At 62.4% G+C, this 24792-nt stretch carries 18 protein-coding genes; 2 read left to right on the top strand and 16 right to left on the bottom strand.

What is annotated here, in order from left to right:
• Positions 1 to 194 precede the first annotated feature (194 nt).
• The 9 genes from dnaE to ACYVHT_RS16185 form a co-directional block, all read right to left on the bottom strand.
• A complete protein-coding gene (dnaE, locus tag ACYVHT_RS16225; protein WP_460554066.1) occupies positions 195 to 3908 on the bottom strand; it encodes a DNA polymerase III subunit alpha in 3714 nt (1237 codons plus the stop codon).
• 189 nt (positions 3909 to 4097) lie between these two features.
• The gene (locus tag ACYVHT_RS16220; RefSeq protein ID WP_460554063.1) at positions 4098 to 6572 is read right to left on the bottom strand and encodes a LysM peptidoglycan-binding domain-containing protein; all 2475 of its coding nucleotides are present in this window, start codon (positions 6570 to 6572) and stop codon (positions 4098 to 4100) included.
• A gap of 150 nt (positions 6573 to 6722) precedes the next feature.
• Entirely contained in the window at positions 6723 to 9635 is a 2913-nt protein-coding gene (locus tag ACYVHT_RS16215; RefSeq protein WP_460554060.1) for a TonB-dependent receptor, read from the bottom strand.
• Positions 9636 to 9721: 86 nt separating this feature from the next.
• A complete protein-coding gene (locus tag ACYVHT_RS16210; RefSeq protein ID WP_460554057.1) occupies positions 9722 to 10366 on the bottom strand; it encodes an O-methyltransferase in 645 nt (214 codons plus the stop codon).
• Positions 10367 to 10441: 75 nt separating this feature from the next.
• Positions 10442 to 10888 carry a YDG/SRA domain-containing protein gene (locus ACYVHT_RS16205; protein ID WP_460554054.1) on the bottom strand — a complete coding sequence of 149 codons (447 nt, stop codon included), beginning with the start codon at positions 10886 to 10888 and terminating at the stop codon, positions 10442 to 10444.
• A complete protein-coding gene (locus ACYVHT_RS16200; RefSeq protein WP_460554051.1) occupies positions 10888 to 12126 on the bottom strand; it encodes a M16 family metallopeptidase in 1239 nt (412 codons plus the stop codon). The genes ACYVHT_RS16205 and ACYVHT_RS16200 overlap by 1 nt, the downstream gene beginning before the upstream one ends.
• 94 nt (positions 12127 to 12220) lie before the next feature.
• Positions 12221 to 13249 (bottom strand): glycosyltransferase family 9 protein, encoded by a 1029-nt coding sequence (locus ACYVHT_RS16195; protein ID WP_460554048.1) that lies wholly within the window; start codon positions 13247 to 13249, stop codon positions 12221 to 12223.
• Positions 13250 to 13436: 187 nt separating this feature from the next.
• On the bottom strand, positions 13437 to 13901 hold the full coding sequence (locus ACYVHT_RS16190; RefSeq protein WP_208177058.1) for an Lrp/AsnC ligand binding domain-containing protein: 465 nt from the start codon (positions 13899 to 13901) through the stop codon (positions 13437 to 13439).
• A gap of 411 nt (positions 13902 to 14312) precedes the next feature.
• The gene (locus ACYVHT_RS16185) at positions 14313 to 16535 is read right to left on the bottom strand and encodes a protein-disulfide reductase DsbD family protein (protein ID WP_460554045.1); all 2223 of its coding nucleotides are present in this window, start codon (positions 16533 to 16535) and stop codon (positions 14313 to 14315) included.
• A 243-nt stretch (positions 16536 to 16778) separates the two neighbouring features.
• Between ACYVHT_RS16185 and ACYVHT_RS16180 the strand changes: the two genes are divergently transcribed.
• Positions 16779 to 18161 carry a hemolysin family protein gene (locus ACYVHT_RS16180; protein ID WP_460554042.1) on the top strand — a complete coding sequence of 461 codons (1383 nt, stop codon included), beginning with the start codon at positions 16779 to 16781 and terminating at the stop codon, positions 18159 to 18161.
• A 117-nt stretch (positions 18162 to 18278) separates the two neighbouring features.
• Here ACYVHT_RS16180 and ACYVHT_RS16175 read toward each other — a convergent pair whose 3' ends face one another.
• Complete coding sequence (locus ACYVHT_RS16175) at positions 18279 to 18791, bottom strand: gamma carbonic anhydrase family protein (RefSeq protein WP_460554039.1); 513 nt, start codon at positions 18789 to 18791, stop codon at positions 18279 to 18281.
• A 68-nt stretch (positions 18792 to 18859) separates the two neighbouring features.
• Here ACYVHT_RS16175 and ACYVHT_RS16170 point away from each other — a divergent pair, with 68 nt between their 5' ends.
• Positions 18860 to 19354 carry a hypothetical protein gene (locus ACYVHT_RS16170; RefSeq protein ID WP_460554036.1) on the top strand — a complete coding sequence of 165 codons (495 nt, stop codon included), beginning with the start codon at positions 18860 to 18862 and terminating at the stop codon, positions 19352 to 19354.
• On the opposite strand, the gene ACYVHT_RS16165 is transcribed toward ACYVHT_RS16170, so the two are convergent.
• The 6 genes from ACYVHT_RS16165 to accD all read right to left on the bottom strand — a co-directional run bounded on the left by ACYVHT_RS16165 (position 19351) and on the right by accD (position 24510).
• Positions 19351 to 20334 carry a radical SAM protein gene (locus ACYVHT_RS16165; RefSeq protein ID WP_460554033.1) on the bottom strand — a complete coding sequence of 328 codons (984 nt, stop codon included), beginning with the start codon at positions 20332 to 20334 and terminating at the stop codon, positions 19351 to 19353. The two genes, ACYVHT_RS16170 and ACYVHT_RS16165, sit on opposite strands and share 4 nt — an antisense overlap.
• Positions 20335 to 20444: 110 nt before the next feature.
• The gene (locus ACYVHT_RS16160; protein ID WP_460554030.1) at positions 20445 to 21218 is read right to left on the bottom strand and encodes an endonuclease III domain-containing protein; all 774 of its coding nucleotides are present in this window, start codon (positions 21216 to 21218) and stop codon (positions 20445 to 20447) included.
• A 135-nt stretch (positions 21219 to 21353) separates the two neighbouring features.
• Positions 21354 to 22070, bottom strand: a complete 717-nt coding sequence (locus ACYVHT_RS16155) for an OmpA family protein (protein ID WP_460554027.1) — start codon at positions 22068 to 22070, stop codon at positions 21354 to 21356.
• Between the two features lie 210 nt (positions 22071 to 22280).
• Positions 22281 to 22559, bottom strand: a complete 279-nt coding sequence (locus ACYVHT_RS16150) for a YMGG-like glycine zipper-containing protein (protein WP_460554025.1) — start codon at positions 22557 to 22559, stop codon at positions 22281 to 22283.
• A gap of 191 nt (positions 22560 to 22750) precedes the next feature.
• Positions 22751 to 23491 carry an OmpA family protein gene (locus tag ACYVHT_RS16145; protein ID WP_460554022.1) on the bottom strand — a complete coding sequence of 247 codons (741 nt, stop codon included), beginning with the start codon at positions 23489 to 23491 and terminating at the stop codon, positions 22751 to 22753.
• Between the two features lie 119 nt (positions 23492 to 23610).
• Positions 23611 to 24510: an acetyl-CoA carboxylase carboxyltransferase subunit beta gene (gene accD, locus ACYVHT_RS16140; protein WP_460554019.1), complete on the bottom strand. Its 900-nt coding sequence runs from the start codon at positions 24508 to 24510 to the stop codon at positions 23611 to 23613.
• Between the last annotated feature and the right edge of the window lie 282 nt (positions 24511 to 24792).

The following is a 24792-nucleotide window of genomic DNA, read 5'->3' as shown; positions in this document are numbered from 1 at the left end:
GGGTTTAAAGAATAGTCTGGCGTATACGGCCAACGGGGTCGCAAGGTAGCAGATTGGATGGAAAACAGCGTGGATACTGGAAAGTTCAGAACGGCGGATTCCGCTCGGTGAAAGGCCGGCGAATAGTGCCTTTTTCTATTCGAAAGCACGAAACCCCATGCTGAGCGCAGCCCAGGTCGGGGGCCTTTTTTTTCCTAAATCAGCGTACAAACCTCCATTTCCAACTCCTTCATCTTTTCGATGAAGGCCTTGGGCTCAATCTGGAAGCGGCGCGAGAACATGTCCACGGCCAGGTGCTCGTGGGGCTCCACAAACTGGATTTCGAGGCGCTTGCCGCCGGGGGCGTGCTCGATGGCTTCTTCCAGCCGGTCGAGCATGGGCGCGGTCACGGTGCGCAGGTCGAGGCGCACGCGCACGCCCTTGCTCATCTTCTCGGCAATGTCGGCCAGCGGCTGAATACTGAGGATGCGCAGGTCCCACTGGTCCTGGGAGTGGCGGCGGAGCTCCTGCTTCAGGCGCACGTACATGGGCGGCACCTGCTCGTTGGGGTAGTTGCGCGGGTTGATGAGGGGCGCGAACTTGGTGTAGTCGTCGCGGAACAGGGCCGGGTTGATGCTCGTCTCGTAATCCTCCAGGGTGAAGGTGCAGAAGGGCTGGCCCATCTTGGTTGTCTTAAATAAAACATTGGTAATGAGGCCGGCCACCGCCATTTCCTTGTTCTTGATTTCGTCCACCTTGTCCAGCCCGCAGGTGCAGTAGGCGTCGAGCTCCAGCTTGTAGCTATCCAGCGGGTGGCCGCTCAGGTAGAAGCCCACCACTTCCTTCTCGCGGCGCAGCTGCTCGGTTTTGCTCCAGGGCTCCATCTCGTGGATTTTGGGCATGGGGGCGGCCACCGCGCCGAACGCGCCCGCGCCAAACAGGCTGTGCTGAGCCGATTCCTTGGCCGCGGCATGCTGCTGGCCCACGCGCATGGCCTTTTCGATGAGGTTCTGGTCGCCGGCCGGGGCGTCGAGGTAGAGGCGGCGGTGCTTGTCGAAGCCGTCGAACGCGCCGGCCTGGGCCAAGCTTTCGAAGGTTTTCTTGTTCACGGTGCGCAGGTTCACGCGCTTGGCGAAGTCGAAGATGTCGGAATACGGGCCGGCTTTTTCGCGCTCCTGCACCATGCTTTCCACGGCGAGTTCGCCCGCGCCCTTCACCGCGCCCATGCCGAAGCGGATGGCGCCTTCCTGGTTCACGTTGAATTTCAGGAGGCTTTCGTTCACGTCGGGGCCGAGCACGGGCACGCCCTGCTTGCGGGCTTCCTCGATGAAGAAGGTCACCTTCTTGATGTCGCCCATGTTGTTGGTGAGCACGGCGGCCATGTACTCGGCCGGGTAGTTGGCCTTCAGATAGCCCGTCTGGTAGGCCACTACCGAGTAGGCGGCCGAGTGCGAACGGTTGAAGCCGTACTCGGCAAACTTCTCCATCACGTCGAAGACTTCGTTGGCCTTCTTCGCCGGGATGTTGTGCAGGTTTTTGGCGCCTTCGATGAACTTCTCACGCTCGAGGGCCATCTTTTTCATGTCCTTCTTACCCATTGCGCGGCGCAGCAGGTCGGCGCCGCCGAGCGAGTAGCCGGCCAGAATCTGGGCCGTCTGCATAATCTGCTCCTGATACACCATGATGCCCTGGCTGTACTCCAGGATGGGTTTCAGCAGCTCGTGCGGGTATTCCACCTCCTCGCGGCCGTGCTTGCGGTTGATGAAGTTCGGGATGAACTGCATCGGGCCCGGGCGGTAGAGGGCGTTCATGGCAATCAGGTCCTCAATATTCGTCGGCTTCAGGTCCTTCAAATACTGGCGCATGCCTTCCGACTCGAACTGGAACGTGCCGATAGTATCGCCGCGCTGGTAGAGCGCGTAGGTCTTCTCATCGTCGAGCGGAATTTCGTCGATGTCGATTTTCACGCCGTGGTTGCGCTCAATCAGGTTCATGGCATCCACGATGACGGTCAGGGTTTTAAGTCCCAGAAAGTCCATCTTCAGCATGCCCGCCGATTCAATCACCTTGCCGTCGAACTGCGTGATGAGCAGGTCCGAGTCCTTCGAGGTCGAAACCGGGATGTACTTCGTGATATCATCCGGCGCGATGATGACGCCGGCCGCGTGGATGCCGGTGTTGCGCACCGAGCCTTCGAGCTGCGTGGCGAGGCGCAGAATCTGGCCCTTCAGGTTTTCGGGCGACTCATCGCGCCGAATCATGTCGAGCTCCTGGTTTTCGGCGAAGGCGCCGGCCAGGGTGGTGCCGGGCTTGTCGGGCACCATCTTGGTGAGGTCGTTGGTGTGCGGCAGAGGCAGCTCCATCGCCCGCGCCACATCCTTGATGGACGATTTGGCGGCCATGGTGCCGAAGGTGATAATCTGGGCCACCTGCGTCTTGCCGTACTTATTCACCACGTAGTCGATGACTTTCTGACGGTTCACGTCGTCAAAGTCAATATCGATATCGGGCATCGACACACGCTCGGGGTTCAGAAAACGCTCGAACAGCAGCGAGTACTTGATGGGGTCGATGTTGGTGATGCCCACGCAATAGGCCACCGCCGAGCCGGCGGCCGAGCCCCGGCCCGGGCCCACCGCCACGCCAATGTTGCGGCCGTGGTTGATGAAGTCCTGGGTGATGAGAAAGTAGCCCGCGAAACCCATCGTCTGAATGATGCGCAGCTCATAATCAAGCCGTTCCTCGATTTCGGGCGTGCGCTCGGAGTAGCGCGGCGGCTTGCTCATCGTCACGACGCCCTTGCCGGCGCTGGGGCCGAACGCGCCCACGTAGGTGAGCTCGCGCAGGAACTCGTCGGCGTTGGCGAAGGGCGCGGGAATGGGGAAGTTGGGCAACAGAATGTCGCGCGCCAGCTTCGGGGGCGTGATTTTGTCGACAATCTCGTTGGTGTTGTCCACGCTCTCGGGCAGGTCGGCGAACAGCTCGTTCATCTGGGCCTGCGTCTTGAAGAAGAACTGGTCGTTGGCGAAGCCGAAGCGGGTATGCGGCTTGGGCTTCTGCAGCTCCTCGTCGATGCGGCGGAGCTGGCGCTGGGCTTTTTCGTCGCGGGCGTGGTCGCGGCGCAGGTTGTCGAGCAGGTCGTACTTCACCTCGCCCTGGTTGGTCATCAGGGTGTAGTAGTTGGTGCGGATGTCGCCGACGGGGATGCTGTGCTCCTCGCCGGTGTTCACGCACAGCAGCAGGTCGTGGGCGGCGTAGTCGGTCTGGTCGACGTAGTGCGAGTCGTTGGTGCAGATGACCTTGACGTTGTACTTGCGCGCAAAGCCCAGCAGCACCTGGTTCACGTCTTCCTGGCTTTTGCCGGTGCCGTCGAAGTCCATCAGGCCGTGGCGCTGGATTTCGATGTAGAAATCCTCACCGAACAAGTCGAGCCACCACTTCAGCTTTTCCTCGGCCTGGGCCTCGGTGCCGAAGAGGATGGTCTGCGGAATCTCGGCCCCGATGCAGCACGAAGTGGCAATCAGCCCCTCGTGGTACTGCAGCAGCAGCTCCTTGTCGATGCGCGGGAATTTGGAGTACACGCCCTCGATGAAGCTCAGCGAACAGAGCTTGGCCAGGTTGTGGTAGCCGGCCTGGTCCTTGGCCAGCAGCAGCTGGTGGAAGCGGTTGTCCTTCTCCCCTTTCTCGCGGCTGAAGGTTTTCTTGTGGCGGTCCTCCACGAGGTAGAACTCGCAGCCCACGATGGGCTTCACGTTATACTTGTTGGCCTCGGCCACGAAGTTGAACGCGCCGAACATGTTGCCGTGGTCGGTGAGGGCCACGGCGGGCATGCCGTCCTTCTGGGCCTTCTTCATCAGCGCGCCGATGCTGGCCTGGCCATCGAGCAGCGAGTATTGGGTGTGGCTGTGCAGGTGCGAGAAAACGGGCATTGGACGCGGGGCTTAATGAGGAATGAGGAATGAAGAATGAGGAATGAAGAATTAGAGGACGCTGCGCGGGCAATTCTTCATTCCTCATTCTTCATTCTTCATTCTTCATTCTCAAAGATACCCCCGGCTGGTGAGGTTCCCCAAACCCAATTTTCCTGCGGCCTGATTTCCTGATGCCTGCGTTTTTCCTTATCTGGCCGGGGCCGATACCCGCAGCACCTCGCCGATTTTCACGGCTCCGTCCGGCTTGTTATTCCACGCTTGCAGGTCGGCCGCCTTCACCTGGTAAAGGCGGGCGATGCTATACAACGTTTCGCCCTTCACCACTGTGTGCTGCGTGACCGCACCGGCTGCGGTGGCCGGAGCCGTGGGCGCTACGGCAGCAGGAGTAGTTGGTTTGGCTGCAGCCGGCGTTCCTTTTTTAGGCACGTACAGCAACGCCGGGTTGATGCGGCCGCTCGGGTGAACGGCTGCCGGGGCGGGAGCCTGCGCGGGGCCTGGGGCCTGGGCGGCTTTGGGTGCCGGGGCAGGCATCGGCGTTGGTGTGGCTTTGGCAGCCGGTGGAGCGGGGGCCGCTTCCGCCTCCGGCATTTTCAGGCTCAGCACCTGCCCTGTGACCAGGCCATACGGCGGCTCCAGGTGGTTGATGGCAATGAGCGTGGCGGGCGGAATGCTGTAGAGCCGGCTGACGGAATACACCGTTTCCTTGGCTTCCACCCGATGAGTAGCGGTGCCGGGAATGGCTCTGGGAGTTACAAACGCGGGTTTGGCGGGGGCGACAGGTGCCACAACCGGTGCGGGAGCCGGTGCTGGTTTGGCAGCTACCGCACTGGGATACGCAGCAACTGGTTCCGGCGCTTTTGTCGGGGCCGGTCTGGGCGCGGGAGCGGGCGCAGGCATTGCCGGCTTGAACACCGCCGCCGGACGACCGGGCGCGGGCGCGGGCGCAATGACTGCAGAATCGACCTCGGCCGGCTCATCGGCCAGGGGTGCGGGCGCCGGCGCAGCGGCGGGCGGCGGCAGGTAAGTGACTTTGGCCGCTGAGGGCCGGGTCGGTGCCGATGCTGGCGTTGGGCGCACGGGCGCGGGTAGCGGAGCCGGCCGAGCCGGGGCGGGCGCAGCGGCCGGCGCGCTGGCCACCGTCGAAGCAGCGGTAGCCAGGGTTTCGCCCCAGCCGTCGGCATCCTCGGTTACAATGCGCTTGCTTTTTGTCTTGCCGTCCTCGCTTTTCACCTTGACTTTCACCTTCACCTGGCCGCTTTCGGTGGCCACGTCGCGCCGCATCGACACGGCATCGTTGGCGGTGCTGACCAGGGCATCGGTTTCCTTCTCGGCGGCAATGGCGGCGGCACTGGGCTGCTCAAGAGCCACGCCTTCGGGCTGGGTGCGGTATTCGATGGCCGTTTCGCGGGGGCGGGTGTGCTGCAGCCACAGCACGCGGCCGGGGCGCAGCTCCTCCACGCGGGCCATGCGGTTTTTGGAATAAACGGCCTTCTGGCGCATGCCGTACTTCTGAGCTACGTCGAAAACTGTTTCACCCGGTTGCAGCACGTGGTATTCCACGGCAGCGGCGTCGCGCTTTTTTTCCAGGTAATACGGCCGGCCCACCACCAGCTTGTCGAAGCCCGTCATCTCGTTGTGGCGCAGGAACTCGCCCAGGCGCTGGTGCGCCCGGCGGGCAAGGTCAACCATTGTTTCGCCGGGCAGGGCAATGAGGGCGCGCAGCTTGTTGATGCGGACCTCCGCCGTGTTGCCGGCCACGGTGGGCGCATTCAGCAGCTCTTTGCTGCTTTGCAGGCGCTGGTTGGCCAGGATGCCGGCCGCCTGCGTCACGTCGCCCACGGGCACAATGAGCGTGTAGGATTTATCGGCCGGCACGGCGGCGGCCAGCAGCCAGTAGTTGTGCTTGGCCAGTGCGGCCGGGTCGGTGTGCAGGGTCAGCGCCTGGGCTTGCAGGGTCTGGCCGGCCGTGGCCGGAAACTCGCGGAGCAGCAGCGCCGGCTTGGGGTTCAGCCCGCAGGCGGGCTCGAAGGCCACTTTCTGGGCCAGAAACATCAGCACGTAGGGCGAGGTCGATTCCGTGATGGCCATCTCGGTGGCGTCGAAATCGGTGGGCAGGGTGTAGGGCTTCACCCCGCCCAGGCCGGTGTAGTAGCTCAGCAGGGCGTTCAGCCAGTTGTGCAGGCTGGTGTTGCTGCGGGTGAGGTAGCGGGCGGCGGCGCGGGTGCTGGCCGCGAGGTGCTGGCGCTCGTCCACGGCATCGTTCACGCTGAGGCCCAGGCCAGTAGCCGTTTCCTGCTTGAGCTGCCAGTAGCCCACGGCCTCGTGGTTGCTGCGCGCATTGCCTTGCAGGGCGCTTTCCTGCAGGGCCAGGTAGCGGAAATCGAGCGGCACGCCTTCTTCCCTGAGCACCCGGTCGATGATGGGAAACGAGGCATCGGCCAAATCAACCCGGGCCTGGAAAGATGGCTGGTGGCGGCACAGGCCGTCGGCTTTTTGCTGCACCAGGCGCTGGGCTTCCTCATTCAGCACCAGGTGAATACCGGCCACGTCCATGGCCGCCGGCACGTCGGGGTGGAATGCGCGGGCGGGTGCCACGGGCTGGGCGGCCAGGGGGCCAGCCAGCCCCATTATTAACAGCAGGAAAGCGGTAGGATTTCGCATAGGCTACGCGGGCTGTCCGGCCCGGAAGCTACAAAGAACCTGATTTTTGCGCAAAAAGCATTCACTTGCCTGTCATCCTGAGCGCAGCGAAGGACCTTCGCTGCGCTCAGGATGACAGGCGGACGCGTTATGTTCCACAACCCAACGTCTTTACTGCGGACCGCCGCCGCCGGGAGGGCCTCCCCCACCCGGGCCGCCGCCATCGGGCCGGCCGAAGCCGCCGCGGCCTTCGCCCCGGCCTTCGCGTCCGCCGCCTTCGCCCGGCTGCGGGGCTATCACGTTGCCGCTGCGGATGTTGTAGGTAAACATCAGCATGAAGTAGCGCTGCAGGATGGTGGTCTGCACGTCCTCGTAGTAGGTGCTGTTCACGTTGCGCGAGATGCTGCGGTTCTGGCCCAGAATATCAAACACATACACCTTCACTTCGCCGCGCTGGCCGGGAAACAGCTTCTTGCCCAGGCTGGCATTCCAGAGGGCATAGGGCTGGTTGTAGCCGGCCGAGAGCCCCGCGTAGTACTGGTGCACCACATCGGTAGAGAAGTTGATGCCGGGCCCGATAATCCAGCCCAGGCGCAGGCGCGACACCTGCGAGAAGTAGTTGGTATTGAGCTTGGTTTGGAGGGTATTGATGACGTAGTTCTGGTTCGAGGTGGTTGAGGCCGTGAAGTCCAGCTCGGGGCTGATGTTGGAGCTGAGCGTGAGGCCGGCCCCGAACGAGGGCGAGCGGGCGTAGTTCAGCTCGCCGTTGATGAGGCCCGGCGACTGGCTGTAGCTGGCGTTGGCGCTCAGGTTCACGTTGGTTTTGATGGCCTTGATGGGCCGGCCGTAGCTCACCAGGCTGCGCACCGAAAACTCCTTGTCGAGGTTGACGGGCTGGGTGAGCTGGGCCCCGGCCGGCAGGCGCACGCTGGGCGCGCCTTCGGGCACCACCGTGGTGTCGCGAATGGCGACCTGGGTGCGGTTCGAAATCGGGTTCGAATTATACGAGCCCGACAGCAGCGCGAAAAAGTTGCTCGACACCTCGGGGTTTGAAGCCGAGTAGCGGATGTTGACCGACTGCTGGAACTCCTGCCGCAGCGTGGGGTTGCCGATGGTGAGCTGCAGGGGGTTGGAGTTGTTCACCACGGCCTGCAACTGGCTCACGCTGGGCGCATTGGTATTGGTGCGGTAGAACAGGCGCAGGTTTTTCTGGCGCGTAAAGCGCACGTTCACGTTGGCATTGGGCAGCACGTTCACGAAGTAGTAGCGCCCAATGCCGGGGCGCGGAAACTGCGCGTCGCTGTACAGCTCCGAATACTGGCCCGACAGCCCGATGCCGGCCTGCACCTTGGGCGTTATGTGCCGATACGTCACCCCGCCCGACTGCGTAAAGTAGTAGTTGTCAAATACGTTGCTCAGCGCATCGTTCCGGATGCGGCTGTTGTCGCCCTGCACGTCGTAGGTGTATTTGTCCGAGTTGTTGGGCGCGTAGTTGATGGTGTAGTTGGCCTGCACCTGGTCTTTGCGCGAGATGGCCTCGGTCACGGCCAGGTTGGCGGTGATGTTGCCGCCGTGCTGCTTCAGGTCGCTGGCCTGGTTGAGGTTGTTCAGGGCCGAGCCCGTATCGACGGTGGTCAGCGTGGTTTCGGCTGTTTTCTGGCTGTAGCTGCCGCCAATGCTCAGGCTGGCCGTGCGGCCCACCTTGCGGAAGCGGTGGCGCAGCAGCAGGTCGCCGCCGGTGTTCAGGCCGCTGTTATTCGCGTTGTACTTGCTGTTGATGCGGCTCTGCTCTTCGCCGCTGCGGCGCGTTATCCCGTCAACCTGGCTGCTGGCGTCGTTGCTCTGCGAGCTGAAGCGCGGCCGGAACAGAATGGAGTTGGCCGAGTCAATCTTCTGCTCCAGGCGCAGGTTGAAGCGGTTGTTCATGTTGAGGCTGTTGCCGTTAGCCGTCTGGCTGTAGGTAGTGTTGGCCTGCGAGGGCAGCACGTAGTAGCGCTGGGTAGAGCTGTTCAGCGCATTGTTGGCGCGGTTGAAGAAGTAGCTGCCCGACAGCTCGGTTTTTTTGTTCCAGCTGTTCGAGTAGTTCAGGCCAACGGCGTTGGTGGTCGTGATGCCGCCGTTCTGGTTCACCAGGAAGTCGCCGGCGTTGCCGCCGTTGCCGCCGCCTCCCCCGCCGCGGTTGCCGCCGCCCCCGCGGCCGCCGCCGCCGGTGTTGGAGTTGCCCACCACGCCCAGCAGGTCTTCGGTGCCGAAGTTCTGCTCGTTCACGTTGTTGCTCTGCGCCAGCACCGACATCCGCTGGTCGCCCTTGAACTTGTTGATGTTGCCGCTGGCCTTGTAGCGCTCCGGTCCCGCGCCGCCCACCACGCGCCCGAAGGTGCCGTTGCGAAACTCAATCTTGGTCACGATGTTGATGGTCTTGGTCGTGTTGCCATCATCGAAGCCCGAGAAGCGGCTCTGCTCGCTGCGCTGGTCAAACACCTCTACCTTGTCCACCATTTCGGCGGGCAGGTTTTTGAGCACGGCGTCGGGGTCGGTGCCGAAGAAGGGCTTGCCGTCTACCAGCACCTGGGCCACGGTTTCGCCCTGGGCCTGCACCTTGCCGTCGGCCCCGCGGCTCACGCCGGGCATCTTCTCGATGAGGTCGCCGCTGGTGGCGTCGGGGTTGGTTTTGAAGGCGCGGGCGTTGTATTGGGTGGTATCGCCTTTCTGCACGCTTTGGGCTGCCTGGCCGGTTACTACCACGCCTTTCAGCTGCACGCCACCGGTTTGCAGGGCCAGCGTGCCCACCTGCACGGGCGCGCCGGCCACCGTCACGGCCTGGCTCGTTTTCTGGTAGCCCACAAACGAGGCATCAAGCACGTAGCGCCCGGCGGCCACGTTGTCGAACTGGAATTTGCCGTCCGTGTCCACGGCCGTGCCGCGCTTTACCGAGTCGGGCAGGTGAATGAGCAACACGTTGGCCCCAATCAGTGCCGACTGGTCCTTGCCGTCCGTCACGCGCCCGCTTACGGTAGTGGGAGCCTGCGCGTGGGCCGCAGTCAGCCCCAGCAGCAGGAAAAAAAGCAGGGTAAAATTTCGCATAGAACGGTGGGGAACTCGAAGAAAGGAAGTTGACGGCATTCGGCCCGGCAAGGTTCGCCGGCAAACAAACGATTGTGCAACCGGGGTTATTTCCTGCGCAGCAGCAGCAGGCCGTCGCGCAACGGGAGAAATACCGGTTCCACCCGCGAGTCCCGGGCCATTTTGTCGTTGAAGGCGCGCACCAGTGGCGTGTCTTTGTCGCCGGTTTTCACTTCGTGCGCGGGCAGCACCTTGTTGCCCCACAGCACGTTGTCGACGACAAGCAGCCCACCGGGCCGCACCTGCTCAATAACGGCTTCAAAGTACGCGTCGTTGTTGCGCTTGTCGGCATCAATAAAGACCAAATCCCACACTTCATCGACCAGCCCCGGCAAAACATCGAGCGCCGAACCAATATATAGGCGTACCTGCTCAGTAAGACCGGCCGCCGCCACGTAGCGCCGAATGCGCGCCTCCTTCTCCGGGTCAACTTCAATGGTATGAATCAGGCCGTTATCCGCCAGTCCTTCGGCCAGGCACAAGGTGGCATACCCGCAGAAGGTGCCGATTTCGAGGATTCGCTGCGGACGCAGGAGGTGGCTCAGCAGGCTCAGCAGCCGGCCCTGGGCGTGGCCGCTGCTCATGCGCGGCATCAGCAGTTGCAGGTGCGTTTCGCGGGTGAGCTGAGCCAGCAAAGGCGGCTCGGGGGCCGTGTGCAGGGCCGCGTAGGTGTCAATGGAGTCGTCGGTCATTCGGGATGTAGCGCGAGCGTTGTGGTTCGCGCCCCGCAAGGCTGTTGCTGCCGGGGGCGCGCTACAAAGTTCGCCCTACCGTGGCCGCAGTCGAAAAACGTACACGTTAAATCCCGACTTTCCTGGCCCGTAAGACGACGCTACCACTTGATATAGCCCCTCGTAGCGGTACACATCCGGGCCACCGTCCTCGGCGGGCACTTTGCGCAGCACCCGCACCGGGCGGCTGGCTTCCACGCTTTTCAGCAGTGCCAGATTGGTACCCGAGGCCACCTGGTCGGTCGATTGCCGGCCGGTTTTGGGGTCGCGCCCGCCGTTGCCAGAGTAGCGGATTTCTTCTTCGCCAAACTCGTCGTCCTCGTACTGGCCCGCCAGCACGATGCTTTCGGCCCCGAGCTGCTGCGTGCCGCACACGCCGGCCCGGCGCGGCCGATGCACGCCACTCAGCGCCAGGTCGATACGATTCCGAAAGGTGTCGCCCGGCCGGTAAGTGCCGACGTGGCCAAAAACCGGCTGGCCCATTATTTCCCTTCGGGCACGTACTGCAGCACGCTCAGGTGCTCTTCGGTCAGCACCTCGTTGGCCATGTCGCGCAGTTCCGTTGCCGAAATCCGTTCGATTTTCCCGAAAATCTCGCTCAGCGGCTCCACGCGGCCCAGGTCCAGCGTGCTTTTGCCGAGCAGCTGCATCATGCCGCCGTTGCTCTCCTCACTCATCGCCAGCTGGCCCATGAGCTGGTGCTTGGCAATGTGCAGCTGATTGGTGGTCAGCTCCTTTTCGCGCAACAGCTTCAATTCCTTTTGCACGAGGCCCACCGTGCGGTTGAGCTGCCGGCCCTCGGTGCCGAAGTAAATGCCGAACAGGCCGGTATCCGTGTAGGGCGAGTAGGTGCTGTCGATGGTATAGACCAGGCCGTATTTCTCCCGCACCGCCAGGTTGAGGCGCGAGTTCATGCCGGGCCCGCCGAGGATGTTGTTCAGCATGAAAAACGGGATGCGGCGCGCGTCGTTCAGCGAGTAGGCCGGGCCGCCCACCAGGCAGTGCGCCTGGGTAATGGGCCGGGTTTCGACCTGGGTTTTGCGCTGGTATGCGCCCACCGGGCGACGCGTGCGCGGGCCCAGCCGGGCGGGCAGCGGCGCCAGAAATTTATCGGCCAGCTTTTTCACGGCCTCAAACGGCAGGTTGCTCACCGAGCTGAATACCAGCCGGTCGGTTCGCATCTGCTCCTGCAGGAAGGCATGAAAATCGGCCGTCTGGAAGCGGCTCACGCTTTCGCGGGTGCCCAGAATGTTCACGCCCAGCGGGTGCTCGCCGAACACGACCGTATCGAAATCATCAATAATGGCATCTTCCGGCGCATCCTGGTACATGCTCATTTCCTCCAGAATCACGCCCCGCTCCTTTTCCACCTCGCGGCCGGGAAACACAGAGTTGAACGTCAAATCGGTCAGCAGCTCAAACGCCCGCTCGAAGTGGGTGCTGAGCAGCGAGGCGTAGAAGCAGATTTTTTCCTTGGTCGTGTAGGCGTTCAGCTCGCCGCCCACGGTTTCGAGGCGGTTCAGGATGTGGAACGACTTGCGCTTCTCGGTGCCCTTGAAGGCCATGTGCTCCCAGAAGTGCGCCAGCCCCTGCTGGTGCGGCGCCTCATCGCGCGAGCCAATGTCGAGCAAAAAGCCGCAATGCGCTATTTTAGTGTGCAGTACCTGCTTGTGTAAGAGGCGGATACCATTGGGATATTCGTGAATGTGATAATCGAGCATAAGTGTACAAAGGTACCGTAGCGCGGACGTTGTAGTCCGCGTCTCAGAACGTTGTTATTTTAAATGGGGCGGGACAGAGGACGCGGGACGCGGACTACAAAGTCCGCGCTACATCAACCGGCAGCGTGGCGAGTAGTTGCCTCACCTCAATGCCGTAAGCGCAGCGAAAGTGCCCCAGCGGGCAGGCACCGTGCCCGTGCAGCCCGCACGGCCGGCAATCGAGGGCCTCTTTGGTTTCGACCACGAACGAAACCGGGGCCAGCGGCCCGAACCCGAACGCGGGCACCGTGCTGCAAAAAACAGCCGTAACGGGTGCGCCCACGGCCGAGCACAGGTGCATGGGGGCCGAGTCGTTCACGTAGTTCATCGCCGCGCCGTGCATGAGGGCGGCCGAGGCCAGCAGGCCGATTTTCCCGGCAATGCTCACCACATTCTCCCGGCCGCTGGCGGCCGCCAGTCGCTCGCAGGCGGCTACATCGGGCGGGCCGCCCAGCAGGTACACCGCCACGTTTTGGGGCAATGCGGCCAGCAGCTCCAGCCACTTGGCTTCCGGATACTGCTTGGTGAACCACACCGACGTGGGCGCCATGCATACATAAGGGCCACGCCCGGCGTAGGCAGCTACCGCCGCTTCATCGGCCGCCGAAGGGTAGAGCCTGGGCGGCAGCAGTGGCGTGGGTACGGCATCGGTGAGCAGGCGCAGGTTGCGCGTTACCTCGTGGGTGCCATCGCCGATGTGGTGCGCCACGCGGCGCGTAAAAAACCGGCTGAGCGGGTTTTTGGCGAAGCCGATACGCTCTTTTGCCTTCGAGAAAGCCGTGAGGAAGCCCGTGCTGGCAAAGCGCTGCAAGGTGACCACCCGGCCATAGCCCGCGGCCCGAATCTGGCCCAGCAAGTCCCACAGGGCAGCGTATTTGCGGTGCTTCTTGTCCCAAATCAGCACCTTGCGCACGTGCGGATGGCCGGCCAGCAGGCCTTCGTTGCCGCGCCGCACCAGCACATCCACGGGCGTGGCGGGCTCGGTCTGGTGCAGGTATTCGAGCAGCGCCGTCATCAGAATTACGTCGCCAATGAAAGCGGTCTGGATGAGCAGCGTGGCGGGCGGGGCGGGAGTTGTGGGCACGGGGCAAAATTACGGCAATACGGGCGGCCCATCAGTAGCCCGGCCGAACCGCCTCACTGCCCGCCTCCAACACAAAAAGACGTTTTACCCGGTCAGAGGAAGCAGCCCATTCGGACAGAAGCTTCTTCTGGCTGAGCAAAACGTCTTTTCCGGTGCCCGCGTAATGGGCCCTCTTCAGCCGGTGCAGCTACGTGAGCTGCGTGGGCCGGTTTACTACTTCTTCCAGTGAAATAAGGGTTTCGGTGCGCTCGATGCCATCGATGGGCTGAATCCGGTCGTGCAGCACGTCGCGCAGGTGCTGGGTGTCGCGGCACACCAAACGGGCAAAAACGCCATAGGCGCCGGTGGTGAAGTGAATACTCACTACCTCCGGAATTTCGCGCAGTTGCGTCACCACACTGGTGTAAACCGAGCTTTTCAGCAGGTAGATGCCTAGGAAGGCACTTACCCCATACCCAAGCTTCTGATAGTCAATGCGCAATGTAGCACCCTGCACGATTCCCAGCTCCTCAAGCCGGGCCATGCGGACGTGTACCGTGCCCCCTGAAACGTTGACCTTGCGGGCAATTTCGGTGTACGGCATTTTCGCATCCTGAATGAGCAGGTTCAGAATGTTCCGGTCGGTGTCATCAAGTTCGTAATTTCTAGCCATTTTTTGCCGAAAGAAGTTAAAGAGAATGTTAAATTAAGGTGCAGAAATTAAATTTATTGTAAATTTTAAGTTAAACGAGGGAATTATTTGCATCGACTAACTTGTCATATTACATTTGTCATAATCCAAGGCAGAAGACCACGGCACTAACGTAGCAGGAACCTAGCGGATGACAACCACCGAACCTTTCGGTCTTGTCGTTCCCTAACTTCTTCATGAAAGGATACTTCCTTTCTCTACGGTCGTGGTTGGATACGGAGGAGAAGAGGGGAAAACGAGGCAGCGCATCTGGGTGGGTGCGCGCCTCACACTGGTAAGAGGCGACCTCTGGGTGGGGGTCGCCTCTTCGTGCTTTCAATCGTTTGGGGAAATCACTCACTACGCTCATTCAGCAACCGGCCAGCAAGTTACCTAGCGCACGGCTACGGGATTGTGTCGATTCTGAAATTGTTTCAATCCAGCCTGTAAAAAAGCATCAAACTGCGCTACATCGGGCTCGTAGGCAATGGGCGGCATCAGGGCGTGGGCACGGTCGGCGGGGGCATCGGGGTCCAGCAGGGCGTAGAGCGGCTGGGCGTTGCCCTGGAAATTACTGAGCTGTAAATCAGCATTCTGCTTGCCCAAGGTTTTTTTCACCTGCTGGTCGCGCTTCGAGGTGTACCACTCATTTTCGGGCAGTTCCGTTTTGTCGTCTACGTAGAGGGCTACTACCACGTAATCGTTGCGCAGCTTTTCCAGCACCTGCGGGTCGGCCCATACAGTGGCTTCCATCTTGCGGCAGTTCACGCAGGCATGGCCGGTGAAATCGACAAAAAGGGGCTTGTGCTGCTGCCGGGCCACGCGCCTGGCCTGCTCCAGGTCGAAGTAGCCGTCGAGGTTGTGGGGCAGTTCGAGGAAATCGCCAAAACGTGGAGTTTCGTGCGCAGCTCCGCCCGGCCTGGTCGTGGCCACGGCGGCGCTATTACCATTTTCAGCGGTTGCTACCGAGAAATCGTGCTTGCTCTGGGGCGGGAGGTAGCCGGCCAGCAGGGGCAGCGGGGCCCCGAACAGGCCCGGCACCAAGTACACCATAAAGCTAAACGACAGCACGGCCATCAGCAGACGGCCGACGCTGAGGTGGTCGAGCGCGGAGTCGTGGCTGAGCCGGTATTTGCCCAACAGGTAGAGGCCCAGCAGGCCGGCCAGCACAATCCAGAGCACGAGGTAGAGGTCGCGGGGCAGAATGTGCCAGTGGTAGGCCAGGTCGGCCATGCTCAGGAACTTGAGGGCCAGGCCCAGCTCCACGAAGCCCATCACCACTTTCACGGTGTTCAGCCAGCCGCCTGAGCGGGGCAGGCTTTTCAGCCAGGCCGGGAAAATGGCAAACAGCGTGAAGGGCAGCGCAAACGCCAGCGAGAAACCCAACATGCCGATTACGGGCGTGAGGCGCTGCCCCTGCGACGCCATGGTGAGCAGGCTGGTGACGATGGGCCCCGTGCAGGAAAACGACACCAGCACCAAGGTCAGGGCCATGAAGAACACGCCACCCCAGCCGCCTTTGTCGGCCTGGGCATCGATTTTATTCACGATGCCGCTGGGCAGCGTGATTTCGAACAACCCCAGAAAGGACAGGCCGAACGTGATGAAAACCGCGAAGAAAATCAGGTTGGGCAGCCAGTGCGTGGCCATGAAATTGAGCGCATCGGGGCCCAGAATGATGCTCACTATCATGCCCAGCACCACGTACACGAAGATGATGGAAAGCCCGTACACCACAGCTTTGAGGATGCCGCGCTGCCGGCTATCGGAGCCGCTGGTGAAGAAGGAAACCGTCATCGGAATCAGCGGAAACACGCAGGGCGTCAGCAGCGCCCCCAGCCCGGCCAGAAACGCGCCGAAGGCAAACAGCCACATATTGCCCTCGGTAGTAGTGGTGGCATTTGTGGCGGCGGCGGCAACAGTAGCACCAGCGGCGCTAGCACCGGCAGCGCTGCTGGCAGCGGTGGCTTCCCCGGGCTCAGCCAAGGTCTGGGCAGGAGCGGCGGCGGTGGCCGGTGAATCGGGGGCGACGGTTGCGGGAGAGACAGCGGTGGCGGCAGGCGGCGCGGCGGCAGCGGGCACGCTGGCAACAGCTTTTTCGGGCGCGCTGGCAGCGGCGGGCGGCACGGCCCCGGTGGCTTTGGCGGGAGCGGCGGCCCCGGCCACGGTGAGCGGACCGAATTTCAGGGTTTCGTTGCCGGGCACGCAGCGGCCGTCCACGTCGGTGCAGGTCTGGTAGTCGGCCTCGCCCGAGATGGTGAGCGGGCCGGGCTGCAATACTTTGATTTTCTGGCGCAGCTCGCCGGTTTTTTCCCAAAAGGCCACGTCGCCATTGAATACGTCGTCATGCTCGTGGTGGGCCTTGATGGACTGCAGCTTGCCCACCAGCGCGTAGGCCGGGCTGGGCTTAAACTTCATGGTGAACACCACCGGCCCCACGTCCTCGCTGAAATCGGAGGAGTAGAGGTGCCACTTGTCGTCGATGCGGGCATTGATAATGAGCTCCACTTCCTCGCCCACTTTGGCCGTGGGCTTGCTGAGGGCGGTGCTCAGGTGCGTGGGCACGAGAATCTGGGCGGCGGCCGAGCCCGCGAGGCCCAGCCACAACATCAGCATATTAAGTATCCGAAAATTCTTCATCACACTATTTAATGACGCATTTAGCAGGGCTTCGCCCGGGTTTCGCTAACAGCCGGAACGCCGTTCTCGTTATGGCTACTCCCATTTTAGCAGCCAACTAGTCGCTGTTATGGGCGGTTCCTTACAAGCACTCAGGCCCACAAAATAAACCCCCTTCGATGATAAACTGGTGAGTTGATTGCACATTCGTACCAACCACGTGCGGCAAACTGCGTACTTTTGGGCAACAATGGCCCCCAGACCGACCGCGTCGCGGGGGCCGCCGACATGGGTTTACAATTACTACTGACCGTTTTACTTGTTCTGGTAAACGGATTTTTCGTGGCCGCCGAATTCTCGCTGATTCGCGTGCGGTTCTCGCAGCTGGAGATAAAAGCCAAAGAGGGCAGCCGCCTGGCCGGCCAGGCGCTGGGTGTGCTGCGCAAGCTCTACGACTACCTCTCGGCTACGCAGCTGGGCGTCACCATTGCCTCGCTGCTGCTGGGTGCGGTGGGCGAAGAGCTATTCACCGAGTTTTTTCTGGGGGTGCTGCCGAAGCTGGGGCTGAGCATTTCGCCGGTCACGGCGCACAGCATTGCCATTGCGCTGGGCCTGATTGTGCTCACGTTCCTGCACGTTTTGTTCGGCGAGCTGTTTCCGAAGGCGCTGGCCATTCAGCGGCCCGAGGCGGTGAGCCTGGCGCTGGTGCTGCCGCTGCGCGGCTTCTACTACATCACCCGGCCCCTGACGTGGTTTCTCTCCAAGGCCAGCAACCTGATGCTGGGCGCGGTGGGCATTCAGAACGTGCACGGCACGGAGGCCCACACCTCGGACGAGCTGCGCCTGCTCATCGACCAGAGCAAGGAAAGCGGTGAGATTCAGGACTCGGAGCACGAGCTGATTGAGAACGTGTTCCAGTTCAACGACCGCATGGTGAAGCAGATTATGGTGCCCCGCACCAAGCTCTCGGCCCTGGACGTGAATGCGCCCGCCGAGCAGATTCTGGACATGGTGTTTGCCGAGGGCTTCTCGCGCATGCCGGTGTACGAGGGCAACATCGACAACATCGTGGGCGTGCTCAACGTGAAGGACCTGCTGCCCATCATCCGGCGCGGCGAAACCGTGGAGCTGGCCCGCATCATGCGCCCGCCCTACTTCGTGCCCGAAACCAAGAAAATCAACCGCCTGCTGCGCCAGTTTCAGCGCAAGCACATTGTGATGGCCATTGTGAGCGACGAGTTTGGCGGCGTGTCGGGCATCGTCACCATCGAGGACATCATGGAGGAGCTGGTGGGCGAAATCCAGGACGAGTACGACAACGAGGTGCCCGTGGTGGAGAAAGTGGCCGAGGACGAATACCGCGTGAACCCCGCCACGCCCATTTCCGACGCCAACGAATACCTGCCCTTCCCCCTGCCCGAGGGCGAGGACTACGAAACCGTGGGCGGCCTGCTCAACGTCATCTACGGCAGCATTCCGGAGGTGGGCGACGTGGCCGTGCTCGACCCCTACGAGTTCCGGGTGCTGCAGCGCTCGCGCCGCGCCGTGGAGCTGGTGCAGCTCCGCGTGACCACGCCCACCGAGCGCGAAGCCCCGCGCGGCGAGCTGAGCGACGAGGTGTAGAAAACCAGCGTTGGCCCTAAACAAGCGTTTCCGCCCGGTTCTGAATCAGAGCCCGGCGGAAACGCTTATTTAGGGCCCATTCCAATTCAGAACCAGGCAGCATGGCCCCTTGCTGTCCTACTTCAGCCAGCTGGCGTAGGTCTGGTAGTTGGCGGCGGTGCGGCGCAGGCCCTCGCGCTGGGCTTCCGTCACGGGCTTGATTTTTTTGGCCGGCACGCCGGCGTAGAGAAAGCCGGGCTCACACACGAAATTCTCCAGCACCACGGCCCCGGCCGCGATGATGCAGCCGGTGCCCACCACGGCGTGGTCCATCACAATGGCCCCCATGCCGATGAGCACGTCGTCCTCGACGGTGCAGCCGTGCACCAGCGCCCGGTGCCCGATGCTGACGCGGCTGCCGATGCTGAGCGGGGCCTTCTGGTAGGTGCAGTGCAGCACGGCCCCGTCCTGGATATTGGTTTCGTCGCCGATGCGGATGCGATGCACGTCGCCGCGAATCACGGCCGTGAACCAGACGGTGCAGCCCCGGCCCAGCACCACGTCGCCGATGATGGTGGCATTATCGGCCACGAAGCAGTCGGCCGGAATTTGCGGAAAAATGCCGTGGACGGGTAATACGAGGGCAGGCATGGCGATACACGGGTTGGTTCGGCCGTAAATATGCGGCTGTTTATTGTTCGACGGTTTTTTATCGACTCATGCTGTTTCAGGAACGTCAGGTTTTCATCCGCCGCTGGTGGCCGCTGCTGCTGGCACCGGTCATGGTGGTGAGTACGATGGTCTGGCTGGTGCCGGCCAAACCCTTCCGCGCCGACTGGGCCGCCCTTGTGGCTGGCGTGGCGGTGGCCCTCGGCATCGCCTTGCTGCTCACGCTTCGCCTCGAAACCCGCCTGGATGACACTGGAGTGCGCTACCGCCTTTTTCCGCTGCAATGGCGCTGGCAGCTCCGCCCCTGGGCCGAAATAGCCGAGGCCTACGTGCGCTCCTACGACCCCTTGGGCGAGTACGGCGGCTGGGGCCTGAAAGGACGACGGGCCAACCGCGCCCTCAATATCTCCGGCGACCAGGGCCTGCAGCTGGTGCTGCGCAACGGCACCCGCCTGCTGCTGGGCACCCAGCGCCCCGCCGACATCACCCGAGCGCTGGCGCAGCTGGCCGTGCCCGGCCTGAGCACCACGCCGCCCGTGGGTTAGGCCCCAATCAGCCGCTTCCAGGTGCCTTTTTCCCAGTTATACTTAAGCGTGCTGGGCAGCGCCTGCCAGAAATACTTGCTGGTTTCGACGGCGAAGCTGGGCTGCATGTAGCAGTTGATGGTGCAGCCCTCGCACTGCGGCAGGCGGCCTTCGAGGGCGGCCAGGCGCTGGGTTTCGGGCGCGTTGTAGAGGTCGAACAGCTGGCCGTCGATGGGGAATTTCTGCTCGCCGAGGTGGTAGCAGGGCAGCACCAGCTCGTTCGAGGGCGAGATGACGAGCGTGGTGCTGGCTGCCCGGCACACCGGCGCGGCTACGTGATTGCCGCCATCGCGCCGCAGCTGGATAAAGGCTTCGTTGAGGTACACACCCTTGCGCCGGCCAAAGGCCGAGAGGTAGTCCAGCTCCTCGGGCGTGAGCTGCTCGCCGGTTTCCACATCGCCGTACTCGAAGGCGGGGTTGAGGATGAGGACGAGGCCGTTGGGTTGGGTAATGTCGCGGTACACGGCCTCCAGGTCCGCCAGGTTTTTGCGGAACACGGTGAAGAGAATGTCCGGCCGCTCCCCTAATTCTTTGGCTACGCGGATGCTTTCGAGCACAAAATCGTAGCAGGCCACGCCTCGGCCCAGGTCGTGCGTGTCGCGGTCGGCCGAGTCGAGGGAGAAGTGCAGCATATCGACTTTGCCGCGCAGCTTTTCGGCGTTTTTGGGGTAGAGCAGGCCGTTGGTGGTGACGGTGGTGATGAAGCCCATTTCCCGCGCCAGCCCCAGAAACTCGGGCAGCTGCCGGTGCAGCAGCGGCTCGCCGCCGGTGAAGTCAATCACCGACACGCCCAGCCGCTTGAGGTCGCGCAGGTTCTGCGTTACGTCCGCCAGCGTGATGTAGGGCGAGGGTTTCTCCCAGATGTCGCAAAACGCGCACTTCGCATTGCAGCGGTACGTGACGTAGTAATTGCAGAGGACGGGGTGCTTGACGAGGCGCATGGCGGTAGCGCGGACTTTTAGTCCGTGCGTGAACTGACTTTCAACCGTGAGCTACCTAGCGCACGTCTGAATAGTTTTCAACTCGCGGACTAAAAGTCCGCGCTGCAAAGCTAATGCGGCAGCTTGCCCCAGGCGGCGGCATCCCACTTATCGGGCGTGGCGGCCAGCGCCTCGGCCGTAGCCGGCCCGAAATGCTCCTGGTAGTAACTGCAAAAGCCCTTCAGCGGGCAGCGGGCGCAGTTGGGCTTCAGGAAAAAGCAAATCTGCTGCCCGTGCCAGTAGTTGTGCTTGTGGAAGTTGAACAGCGTTTCGGCATCGGCCGGCAGCAGGGCCAGCAGCACGGCGTGGGCCTTCTCCACCGACACCTTCGGCCCCAGGAAACCCACCCGCTGCGCCACCCGGTGCACGTGCGTATCGACGGGCAGCACGGGCTTGTGATAGTTGAACAGCAACAGCAACGAAGCCGTTTTCAGGCCAATGCCGGGCATATCCGTAAGCCAGGCCATTCCTTTTTCCGTGGGCCAGTCGGCCAGAAAATCCAGGTCGAACGGCCCGCCCGTCTCGGCCCGGATGCGGCGCAGGATTTCCTGAATGCGCGGCGCCTGCGTATCGGGCCAGCGCGTGGTCCGGATGGCGTGGGCCAGCTCCGGCGTAGGCGCCGCCTCCACGCCGGCCCAGTCGCCGAAGGCTTCCAGCATGCGGTCGTAGGCCAACTCTTCGTCGGCGTGGGTGGTGCGGTGCGAGAGGACGGTGGAAATGAGCTCCCGCATGGGCGTGCGGCGCGGCTCGGGCGGCAGGTGGCCATAGAAGTGGTCGAGAATCTGGTGGTCGGCCCAGGCTTTTTCGGCGGCGGGCGAGGCGTAAGTGGCAGCAGGTGCAGGCATGGCCGGTTGTACCGCCCAGCGCCAGGCAAGGTTGCTACCGTTGCGCTTGGCCCCGCCGGACACAAAAAAGCCGGTGGCCACGCGGGCCACCGGCTTTCTCCTGGCTTATCCCGCCGATAAGCGGAATTGCCCGGCCTACAGCTGGCCTTTCTTGGCCGCTTTCTGCATCTTCTCGTTGGCGAAGATGGCCACTTCCACGCGGCGGTTGGCAGCTTTGCCAGCGGCGGTGCTGTTGTCGCCCACGGGCTGGGTCGAGCCGTAGCCTTTGGCCGTGATGCGGGCCGCATCTACGCCCTGCGCCGTGATTTCATTCGACACGGCCTGCGCGCGGCGCTCCGAGAGGGGCTGGTTGATGGCATCCGAGCCCGAGCTGTCGGTGTGGCCTTCAATTACCACGTTCGTGTCAGCATATTTTTTGAGCGTGGCGGCCAGCTGGTCGATGTTGCCGGCAGCTTCCGGGGTCAGGCTCGACGAGTTGGTGCCGAACAGGATGCCCGATGCGAAGGTGATTTTGATGCCTTCGCCCACGCGCTCCACGGTAGCGCCTTCCAGGTCGCGGCGCAGTTCGGCGGCCTGCTTGTCCATCTTGCGGCCGATGAGGGCACCACCGGCACCACCCACCACAGCGCCGATGATGGCACCTTTGGCCGTGCCCGACTTGCCGCCAATCAACCGGCCGGCCACGCCGCCGGCTACCGCGCCGCCCAGGCCGCCAATGATGCCGCCTTTGAGGGTTTTGCTCATGCCTTTCGGCTTATCCGTCGAAACGGTAGTGGTTTGGGCCTGCGCAAAGCTGTGACCCAGCAGCAGCAGTGCAAACAGGAATGCGAGGGACGAACGAAGAAATTTCATGTTTAAAAAAGGGTTTGGATAAAAAAGGCCCGTGTAGAGCTACAAAGGGTTCAATGGGCCGGCAAGTACGCCATTTGCAACCACCTTGCCAAACTCTGGCCATTCAACCATGCCCCCACCCAATTAGCCGGCCCGCCGGCCCGACAAGCCATAAAAAAAGGCCCCGCAACGCTGCGGAGCCTTCTTTAAGTGAGCCTCGTACCGGTCGCCTTATTTCTTGTTGCGGTAGGCATTGTAGCGGGCCGGGTCTTTTTTCTTGTCCTTGTTGCGGCCAATCAGGCCACCGCCTACCACGCCGGCCGCACCGCCAATCAGGGCGCCTTTGCCGCCACCGATTACGGCACCCGTCACGGCACCCGCGCCGCCGCCAATGGCGGCACCTTTGGCCTTATTGCTCCAGCCTTTTTTGGGCGTCTGGGCCTGCGCGGCCGTACCGGCCAGCACGAAGAGCATCAACAGAAAGGCAGCTATCAACCGGGGAAATTTCATGATTCAGGAAGTTTAGAATGGGAATTAGAATGGAGAAAGAATGCGCGGTTTTTAACGAATGCACCGCCGCCAGGGTTGTTCCTGCCGGCGCGAAACCCTTCCCATTTCCCGGTTCCGGCCGTTTCAGAAGCCCAAAAAAGGCTGCCCGTTGGGGCAGCCTTTTCTACGTGGTGCACAGGCAAGGGCTGAAATTACAGCTCGTTCCGCTCGGCAGCTTTCTTCATTTTCTCGTTGGCGTAGATGGCAATTTCCACGCGACGGTTGGCCTGCTTGCCTTCGGGGGTCGAGTTATCGCCCACGGGCTGGGTCGAGCCATAGCCCTGGGTAGTGATGCGGCTCGAAGCCACGCCTTTGGCAATGGTGGAGTTGGCCACGGCCTGGGCCCGGCGCTCCGACAGCGGCTGGTTGATGGCATCGCTGCCGCTGTTGTCGGTGTGGCCTTCAATCAGCACGTTGGTATCGGGGTATTTCTGCAGAATGGCGGCCATCTTGGTGATGTCCGACTCCGAAGCCGGGCGCAGCGTGGCCGAGTTCGTATCGAACAGGATGCCCGAGTCGAAGGTGATTTTGATGCCCTCGCCCACGCGCTCCACCTTGGCGTTTTTCATGTCGTTCTGCAGGTCAGCCGCCTGCTTATCCATCTTCCGGCCGATGATGGCCCCGGTGGTGCCGCCCGCCGCAGCGCCCACAATGGCGCCAATGGCCGTGCCCTTGCCGCCGCCCAGCAGGCCACCTACCACGCCGCCCAGCACCGCACCGCCGCCGGCGCCCAGCAGGCCGCCTTTCGTGGTTTTGCTCATGCCGGTTTTGCGCACGCCAGTGCCGTTGTTCGAAACGTCGGGCTGGGTAGCAGCTTGCTGCGAGGTGGCGCAGGAGCTGAACAGCAGCACGAAGGCCATCAGGACAGAAAGAATCGATTTGGAAGTGTTCATGGGGAAATGAAAAATGAGTGAAGTTGTTTCGGGCCTTATACGGGAAAAACCCGCTCCGGTGTTGGAAGCGGGTTTTTCAAGAAGCATGCCGAAAATAAAAAACAGCCTCAGCGGGGCTTCTAGTGCGCTTTTGTGGCGCGCCGCGCCGGCTGCGATTCGGCCGTAGCCACCGGGGCAGGCTGGAGCATGCCCAGCAAATCGGCCAGCTTCTGCTTCAAGTCGCGGCGGTCCACAATGAAGTCGAGAAAGCCGTGCTCCAGCACAAACTCGGCGCTCTGAAAGCCCTTGGGCAGGTCCTTGCCGATGGTTTCCTTGATGACGCGCGGCCCGGCAAAGCCGATGAGCGCGCCGGGCTCGGCGATGTTGAAATCGCCCAGCATGGCAAACGAGGCCGTGACGCCGCCCGTGGTGGGGTCGGTCAGCAGGCTCACGTAGGGCACGCCGGCTTCGGCGAGCAGGGCCAGCTTGGCCGAGGTTTTGGCCATCTGCATCAGCGAGTAGCCGGCTTCCATCATGCGGGCCCCGCCGGAGCGCGAAATCATCAAAAACGGCGTGCGGTGCTGGCGGGCAAAGTCGATGGCACGGGCAATTTTCTCCCCCACCACCGAGCCCATCGAGCCGCCGATGAACTTGAAGTCCATGGCTGCCACCACCAGCGGCTGGCCGGCGCTCTGGCCGTGGGCCGTGCGCACGGCATCCTTCAGGCCGGTGTTGCGCTCGGTGGCCGCCACGCGCTGCGGGTAGGCTTTGGTATCCACGAAGTGCAGCGGGTCGCCGGAGGTGAGGTCGGCATCGAGCTCGGTGAATGCGCCCTTGTCGAAGAGAATCTCGAAATAGTCGATGGCGTCGATGCGGTCGTGGTGGCCGCAGTTGCCGCACACGTACAGCAGGCGCTTGTGCTCGGCCATGGTGGCTACGGTCTTACACTCCGGACACTTGTACCAGAGCCCGTCGGGAGTTTCTTTTTTCTGCTCGGTAGGGGTCACGATGCCCTTTTCTACGCGCTTGAACCAGGCCATATTGTAGTAGCTGTGAGCTGTTAGCGGATGGCTATTAGCTTTAATTTTTAGGTGGAGAAGCCGCCGGCTTCGGGCTTGCGGCGGCTAATTACGGGGCGTCAAAGATAAGCCATAACTACGGCCTTGTTCTGCAAAATCCTTTGGGGCAGCAAGCTGGCGCCGAGGCACCGCGGTGGACGCGCGCACGCGATGCCGCCACCAGCCTCAAACGGCATCCTGCCCGGCTTCGTTGGCCGTGGCTGGCGGCCGCTGGAACCCGCGCCCAGAGTTCCGGCGCGGGGC

The organism is Hymenobacter daeguensis (genome assembly GCF_054780555.1).
The sequence above is the reverse complement of the archived record's forward strand: the minus strand, read 5'-3'. Positions and strand labels throughout refer to the sequence as shown.

Excerpts from the sequence above, each read along its gene's own strand:
- ACYVHT_RS16160 (WP_460554030.1), bottom strand. The coding sequence starts at position 21,218 with ATGCCTGCACCTGCTGCCACTTACGCCTCGCCCGCCGCCGAAAAAGCC.
- dnaE (WP_460554066.1), bottom strand. The coding sequence starts at position 3,908 with ATGCCCGTTTTCTCGCACCTGCACAGCCACACCCAATACTCGCTGCTC.
- ACYVHT_RS16145 (WP_460554022.1), bottom strand. The coding sequence starts at position 23,491 with ATGAACACTTCCAAATCGATTCTTTCTGTCCTGATGGCCTTCGTGCTG.
- ACYVHT_RS16150 (WP_460554025.1), bottom strand. The coding sequence starts at position 22,559 with ATGAAATTTCCCCGGTTGATAGCTGCCTTTCTGTTGATGCTCTTCGTG.
- ACYVHT_RS16200 (WP_460554051.1), bottom strand. The coding sequence starts at position 12,126 with ATGCTCGATTATCACATTCACGAATATCCCAATGGTATCCGCCTCTTA.
- ACYVHT_RS16155 (WP_460554027.1), bottom strand. The coding sequence starts at position 22,070 with ATGAAATTTCTTCGTTCGTCCCTCGCATTCCTGTTTGCACTGCTGCTG.
- ACYVHT_RS16210 (WP_460554057.1), bottom strand. The coding sequence starts at position 10,366 with ATGACCGACGACTCCATTGACACCTACGCGGCCCTGCACACGGCCCCC.
- ACYVHT_RS16185 (WP_460554045.1), bottom strand. The coding sequence starts at position 16,535 with ATGCTGATGTTGTGGCTGGGCCTCGCGGGCTCGGCCGCCGCCCAGATT.
- ACYVHT_RS16175 (WP_460554039.1), bottom strand. The coding sequence starts at position 18,791 with ATGCCTGCCCTCGTATTACCCGTCCACGGCATTTTTCCGCAAATTCCG.
- ACYVHT_RS16205 (WP_460554054.1), bottom strand. The coding sequence starts at position 10,888 with ATGGGCCAGCCGGTTTTTGGCCACGTCGGCACTTACCGGCCGGGCGAC.
- ACYVHT_RS16170 (WP_460554036.1), top strand. The coding sequence starts at position 18,860 with ATGCTGTTTCAGGAACGTCAGGTTTTCATCCGCCGCTGGTGGCCGCTG.
- ACYVHT_RS16215 (WP_460554060.1), bottom strand. The coding sequence starts at position 9,635 with ATGCGAAATTTTACCCTGCTTTTTTTCCTGCTGCTGGGGCTGACTGCG.
- ACYVHT_RS16165 (WP_460554033.1), bottom strand. The coding sequence starts at position 20,334 with ATGCGCCTCGTCAAGCACCCCGTCCTCTGCAATTACTACGTCACGTAC.
- ACYVHT_RS16220 (WP_460554063.1), bottom strand. The coding sequence starts at position 6,572 with ATGCGAAATCCTACCGCTTTCCTGCTGTTAATAATGGGGCTGGCTGGC.
- accD (WP_460554019.1), bottom strand. The coding sequence starts at position 24,510 with ATGGCCTGGTTCAAGCGCGTAGAAAAGGGCATCGTGACCCCTACCGAG.
- ACYVHT_RS16190 (WP_208177058.1), bottom strand. The coding sequence starts at position 13,901 with ATGGCTAGAAATTACGAACTTGATGACACCGACCGGAACATTCTGAAC.